General features: G+C 68.1%; 6 protein-coding genes. 3 read left to right on the top strand and 3 right to left on the bottom strand.

Features of this window, described 5'->3' with window-relative positions; all coding sequences use genetic code 11:
• Positions 1-183 precede the first annotated feature (183 nt).
• Positions 184-1,602 carry a hypothetical protein gene (locus tag AB0K21_RS44515; protein ID WP_364159245.1) on the bottom strand — a complete coding sequence of 473 codons (1,419 nt, stop codon included), beginning with the start codon at positions 1,600-1,602 and terminating at the stop codon, positions 184-186.
• Between the two features lie 194 nt (positions 1,603-1,796).
• Complete coding sequence (locus AB0K21_RS44510; protein ID WP_364159242.1) at positions 1,797-2,513, bottom strand: GntR family transcriptional regulator; 717 nt, start codon at positions 2,511-2,513, stop codon at positions 1,797-1,799.
• Positions 2,514-2,723: 210 nt separating this feature from the next.
• Between AB0K21_RS44510 and AB0K21_RS44505 the strand changes: the two genes are divergently transcribed.
• Complete coding sequence (locus AB0K21_RS44505) at positions 2,724-3,035, top strand: hypothetical protein (RefSeq protein ID WP_364159239.1); 312 nt, start codon at positions 2,724-2,726, stop codon at positions 3,033-3,035.
• A gap of 148 nt (positions 3,036-3,183) precedes the next feature.
• Complete coding sequence (locus AB0K21_RS44500) at positions 3,184-3,456, top strand: hypothetical protein (RefSeq protein ID WP_364159236.1); 273 nt, start codon at positions 3,184-3,186, stop codon at positions 3,454-3,456.
• On the opposite strand, the gene AB0K21_RS44495 is transcribed toward AB0K21_RS44500, so the two are convergent.
• Positions 3,434-4,432: a helix-turn-helix domain-containing protein gene (locus AB0K21_RS44495; RefSeq protein WP_364159233.1), complete on the bottom strand. Its 999-nt coding sequence runs from the start codon at positions 4,430-4,432 to the stop codon at positions 3,434-3,436. The two genes, AB0K21_RS44500 and AB0K21_RS44495, sit on opposite strands and share 23 nt — an antisense overlap.
• A gap of 71 nt (positions 4,433-4,503) precedes the next feature.
• Here AB0K21_RS44495 and AB0K21_RS44490 point away from each other — a divergent pair, with 71 nt between their 5' ends.
• Positions 4,504-4,962: a rhodanese-like domain-containing protein gene (locus AB0K21_RS44490; protein WP_364159230.1), complete on the top strand. Its 459-nt coding sequence runs from the start codon at positions 4,504-4,506 to the stop codon at positions 4,960-4,962.
• Positions 4,963-5,366: the final 404 nt, after the last annotated feature.

Below are 5,366 nucleotides of genomic sequence, written 5' to 3'. Positions count from 1 at the left end.
AGCAGCAGCCCCTGGTGCCGTTCCTGCCGATACTCGTCGCCGCGACCGTCATCCTGGTGCTCGTCGGCATGCTCGTCGGACGCAGCGGAGTGACCCCGCGCTACCCCACCTACTGGTGGTGACGACCACCGGCCCCGCCGTTCGCCCGGGAGACCACGAGGCGACACCTTTCATCCGTTGAGCTCAAGACGACGGGTAGTCACGGTAGATCCTGGACCGCTTCTCCTTTCCGGGGAACACCATGATCATCAGTTGGACCGTGCCGTCAGGGGACTCGATGTTCTCCGTCACAGCCTTGCGTCCCCGGACGTGGACCCGGACCCGATAGCTTCCCGGACCTCCAGCCGCGAGATCGGGAAGCCGCTCGCCCCGTCCGTCCAGGATGGACAGGACCCCGTCCCCGCTCTGGTAGCCGACCTCGACGACCTGCTCCCATCCCCGGGTCTCCACCGGCGGGCGGCGCCGATAGGACTCCCCCGTCACACACGCGTGGCCGATCTCGCCCGCCGCCCAAATACTCAGTACACCGGGTCCGCTTCCCACCAGGTCGGCGACCATGTCGTCGACCTGGGCACCCTCGTTGCCCTCGTCCCAGGCTTCGATGCGCCAGAACTCCGTCCACACGGTCTCGCGGACCTGCCGCACCGGCTTGATCTTCGGCCGGTGACGAGGATGGGCGGCGCAGCTTCTCTCCACCGCCGCGTAATAGGCGTCGATCTCCGCCTGCTTCTGCCGCCCCCTCTCCTTCTGCACCTCGGCCACCTTGGGGCAGGACCTCTCCAGTGCCCCCACCAGCGGGTATCTGTCCACCTCACCCATCGCCTCCGACACGGCGGGCGCGTAGGCGTCGCCTCCGTTCCGTACGGCCAGGTCACACAGATACCGGCCGTACGCGAGGAGCTCGCGATCCGGCATGTTCGCCAGCCGAGGCACTCCCCTGCCGAACGAATCGTCCCGTATCCCGCAGAGGAATCCCTTCTCGTCTTCGTCGAGCCCCGACACGGTGCCGTCGCCGAACCCTGCGCAGTCGAGCGCCGACCTGTCACTCACCTTCCCTCGCGCGGCGTCGGCCCCGGCGGTGAGAAGCATCACGATCACGAGCGACACCGCGATCGCCGTACGGGCGAGGGCACCTCTCCGGGAGAGTCCCGAGGGGCGCACCGCCAGGAGCACGAGAACCGCGGGGACGAGATGGTAGAGGTCCATCGCGACACCCCAACCGGTCAGCTCCAGTGGCTCCCAGCTGTCCGTGCATCCGGCACCAGCGGACATGTCGAGCACGAACAGCAGCGGGGACGGGAGGTGACTGACGATCATCACCGCAGCGGCGGAGCGCCCCAGGATCCGGCCGAGCCCAGGGTGTCCGGCCCGTTCACTCAGAACCACGCCTCCCCAGGCAAGGACAATCAGCGGCACGGACCCGAACCACAGGAGCGGAAAGTCCCAAAGCGGGCCGAGCAGCTGGTTCAGCGCGAAGTCGGCCTCGCGACCCGCACAAAACCCGAACGACACCCAGATGCCGCCGCCGTCGTCCTCCGGGCCGAACAGCATCCCTGTGATCCAGAAACAGATGCCGGGAGTCGCGGCGGTAAGGATCGCCACCGCCCAGAGAATCAATGATCGTTTGGGCACAAAACGGGAGACTACCGGGCGTTAACCCCTGGCATCCGGCCACGATCGTGATCGGCGCACTACCCGATCCATGCATGAGCGGCGTTTTCCACGGGCTACGCCAACCGTGCACCACCTCCCGGCTGCCAGCCGGTCGATGAGCACCGGCCGACAGGTCAGAGGAACTACTCCAGGTCGTGGTCGGCCGAGAGTTCGCGCTCAGGGGCGAGGAAGTCCACGGCGTACTCGGTCATGTCGCCGTGCTGATCCCAGTAGAGATTGGTCACGGTCAGCGTCGGCAGGCCGCGCTCCACGCCGAGCACCGGGGCGATGTCCTCGGGAACCGGCTTGATGGCGACGACGTCGCGGCGCCGGACGGCCCTTCGGCCGGTCCGCTCCTCGACCAGCCCGAAGGTCATCCGAGGGAGCGGCTCCGCGACCAGCAGTTCGGGTGCCGCCTCGCCCAGCTCACCGGGAAGCCACGAGGTCGACACCACGACGGCACCCCTGTCGTCGTGGTACGCACGGCGCCGCTGGACGACGGAGGCCCCGGCCTCGACTCCCAGCGCGTCCGCGATCTCCTCGGGCGCCGGGACGATTCCGGCGCTCAGGATCTCGGCCCGCTCACCTGGGCGGTATCCGTTCCCGTTCGCCCGCAGCATCCGCAGACGATCGGAGCCCGCCGTGACCTTCTTCGGCAGGCAGGCCAGGGTTCCGACTCCCGGCACCGACTCCGCGTAGCCCTCCGCCCTCAGCACGGCCGCGACCCGGGTGGCGGTCGCGGTGGACACTCCCTCGTCGCGCATGATCTCCCGTACCGACGGAATCCGGTCACCCGGCCGGATCTCCCCACCCTCGATCCTGGCCCTGATCTGCGCGGCGATCCGCCTGTACGGAGCCATTGCCTGCGGGCTGCCGGCCATCGCGAGCCTCCTGTTCTAGTGCACTCTAAATCAGTCATTGACTTCGATGGTGCTCTAGAACACTATAGAGCTGGAGCGGGCCGGAGAACAGAAGGAGTGATTCACCTCTGACGCCGAGAGGCGCCGGCCCGCAGCCCAGTGAACCGACGCACCATCTTCAGCGGCATCAGCAGGAAGAGAGAACCTGTCATGGAACACCGCTCCGACCTCGGTCAGCCATCCGCCTGCCATGGCCCGGACTTTGGCGAGCACCACCCGCAGGAGGTGGCGCTGGAGCGTGTGTACGCGCTGGTCGGTGATCTCCCCCGCATGTTCGCCCTGGTCCAGGACTTCACGGAGGTGGTGGCCTACGGGCTGGCACTGCCGGGCGGCACGGCGACGACCGTCGGCGCGAACGGCCGCGGCTTCGGCCTGTGGGCAAGCCCCCGCAGCGCCGCCCGCCGACTCCACTCCGACCTCGTCTGGTTCGGCAACGACGGCGCACAGCAGCCCACCTCGTAGTTCTCAGGCCGGTCGCGCCCCCGAACCTGGTGCACGAGCATCCGGCTCCCGGCGCCATGCCGGGAGCCGGTCGCCACTTCCCTCAAGCTCAGAACCACGGGGAGCCGCGATAGTCGGCCAACACCTGGGCACCCCTCATGTGGAAGCCTTGGCGAACAGCTTCCGGGTGGCCACCGCGTACATGCCCGCCGACACGGAAGGAGTTGCCGACCCGTACAAATGGTCCCGCCGACACATCGGCTTGAAGGTCTTCCTGGCCCAGACCGCCGGGCCCGCGGCAGGCGGGTTGCTCTACGCGGTCACCCCTGCCGGGCACTGGACGGCGTGCGTCGCGATCTCGATCGTGGCCGCCCTGCTGATCCTGGGCGCGCGAGCGAGACCGGCGGTATCCGCCGAGCTCACGCGTTCGCCGGGGTGGTGACCGGGCGGAAGGCGCGCCGGTACGCCGACGGTGAGGTGCGCGTCGTCCGCCCGAAGTGGTGCCGATAGGTCACCACGCTCTCGAAACCGACGGTGGCCGCGATCGCCTCCACCGGGAGGTCGGTTCTCTCCAGCAATGGCAGGCTGGCGTGCACCCGCTGGGTGATCAGCCACCGGATCGGGCTGCTGCCAGTGGACCGAGCGAAATGACGCAGATAGGTTCGTGTGGACATGTGGGCATGTCTCGCGAGCGACGCGACGGTGATCGGCTCGGCGAGGTGGGCCAGCGCCCACTGCATGCTCTGCGTGACGCGGTCGTCCTCCGAGTCGCCTACCACCGGCGCTTCGATGAACTGGGCCTGGCCACCTTCCCGATGCGGGGCGATGACCAGGCGCCGGGCCACCGCGTTGGCGACGGTGGGCCCGAAGTCCTTGCGCACCAGGTGAATGCACAGGTCCAGACCGGCGGCACTGCCGGCGCTGGTCAACACGTCGGTGCCGTCGATGTAGAGCACGTCGGCATCGACCTCGACCAAAGGGAAGCGTTGTGCCAGCAGCTCGGCGTACTGCCAGTGTGTGGTGGCCCGGCGGCCGTCGAGCAGGCCGGCCGCCGCCAGCGCGAAAGCGCCCGAGCAGATCGAGACCACTCGAGAGCCTCGTTGCCACGCCAGGCGCAGCGCGGCGATCACATCCGGCGAGCAGTCGGCGTGGACGTCACTGACCCCTGGCACGATGACGGTCTGGGCGGAGGCGAAGACGTCGAGTCCACCGTTGGCGTGGATGGTGGCGCCGCCGACGATCGGCACCGGGCCGGGGCGCTCGGAACAGATCGCCAACTGGTACCAGTCGACGTCGAGTTCCGGGCGGGGCAACCCGAAGACCTCGGTGACGATGCCGATCTCGAAGGCGGACATTCCCTCGTAGAGCAGCACGGACACCCGGGGACCGAGAGGTGTGCGCAACGACAGTGAGGTCATGGCGAGATCTTATCGGAAGATGGCATTTACGCCACTGGTCCCGATGGGCCGCCACCAGCACTATTGATCACATGAGCGCTGTTCTCTCCACCGCCCCGGCCGCGTCTGTCGACGCGGTCTCCCATTTCACCGCCCGCCTCACCTTCGAAGCCGATGTCAGTGACGTGCACGCCGACCTGCATGCCGCGGTCGAAGGCCTGATCGTGGTCGATTCGCGGAGCGAGGAGTCCTGGAACCAAGGACACATTCCTGGCGCTGTGCACCTGCCCACCGACCAGATCGCCGATCGCGCCCTCGGGCTGATCAGGACGGACGCGATGGTGGTCACCTATTGCTGGGGACCGGGCTGCAACGGCGCGACCCGCGCGGCCCTCGCGTTCGCCCGCCTCGGATACCGGGTCAAGGAAATGATCGGCGGCTACGAATACTGGGTACGTGAGGGCTTTACCGTGCAAACCGCGACCGGTCTGCTCGCCCAGCCCGTGAATCCACTGACCGCACCGGTCTCCGCTGTCGACTGTGGCTGCTGACAGGCTCCCAACCGCGACCGAGGCATACTCGATCCGTCCGGTCCAGCCGGAAGACCTCGCGCAGTTGGCTCTGCTGTGTGCGGCACACGCCGAGTTCGAGCACGCGCCGCCGCCGCCCCACGACCTCTACACCCAACCGCCGTAGTGCCGTATCAGCCGACGTTTGCCCGATGGGCAGGCGCTTGCGCTGACCTCCAAGTAAGGCACAAGTACGTTCTGCGACTTTTGGCCATCGGTACCGAGATCGCAGGAGATTTTCCATGGGGGTTCGCAACTTCTTCCCGGCCGACCGGATGCGCAGGTGGACGGCGCCGTTCCCGCCGCAGGCGTCCGGACCGGAAGAGGTCCTGGCGGCCGCGCGGCTCGATCCGCGGGCCGTCGGGGACACGAAGGAGGTGTCGCCG

This window comes from Streptosporangium sp. NPDC049248 (assembly GCF_040678965.1).
GTDB classification, from domain to species: Bacteria; Actinomycetota; Actinomycetes; order Streptosporangiales; family Streptosporangiaceae; genus Streptosporangium; species Streptosporangium fukuiense.
Note: the sequence above shows the minus strand (reverse complement) of the source record. Positions and strands in the feature narration are given on the sequence as shown.

Coding starts and splice junctions, on each gene's coding strand:
- AB0K21_RS44510 (WP_364159242.1), bottom strand. CDS start 2,513: ATGGCTCCGTACAGGCGGATCGCCGCGCAGATCAGGGCCAGGATCGAG.
- AB0K21_RS44505 (WP_364159239.1), top strand. CDS start 2,724: ATGGAACACCGCTCCGACCTCGGTCAGCCATCCGCCTGCCATGGCCCG.
- AB0K21_RS44495 (WP_364159233.1), bottom strand. CDS start 4,432: ATGACCTCACTGTCGTTGCGCACACCTCTCGGTCCCCGGGTGTCCGTG.
- AB0K21_RS44490 (WP_364159230.1), top strand. CDS start 4,504: ATGAGCGCTGTTCTCTCCACCGCCCCGGCCGCGTCTGTCGACGCGGTC.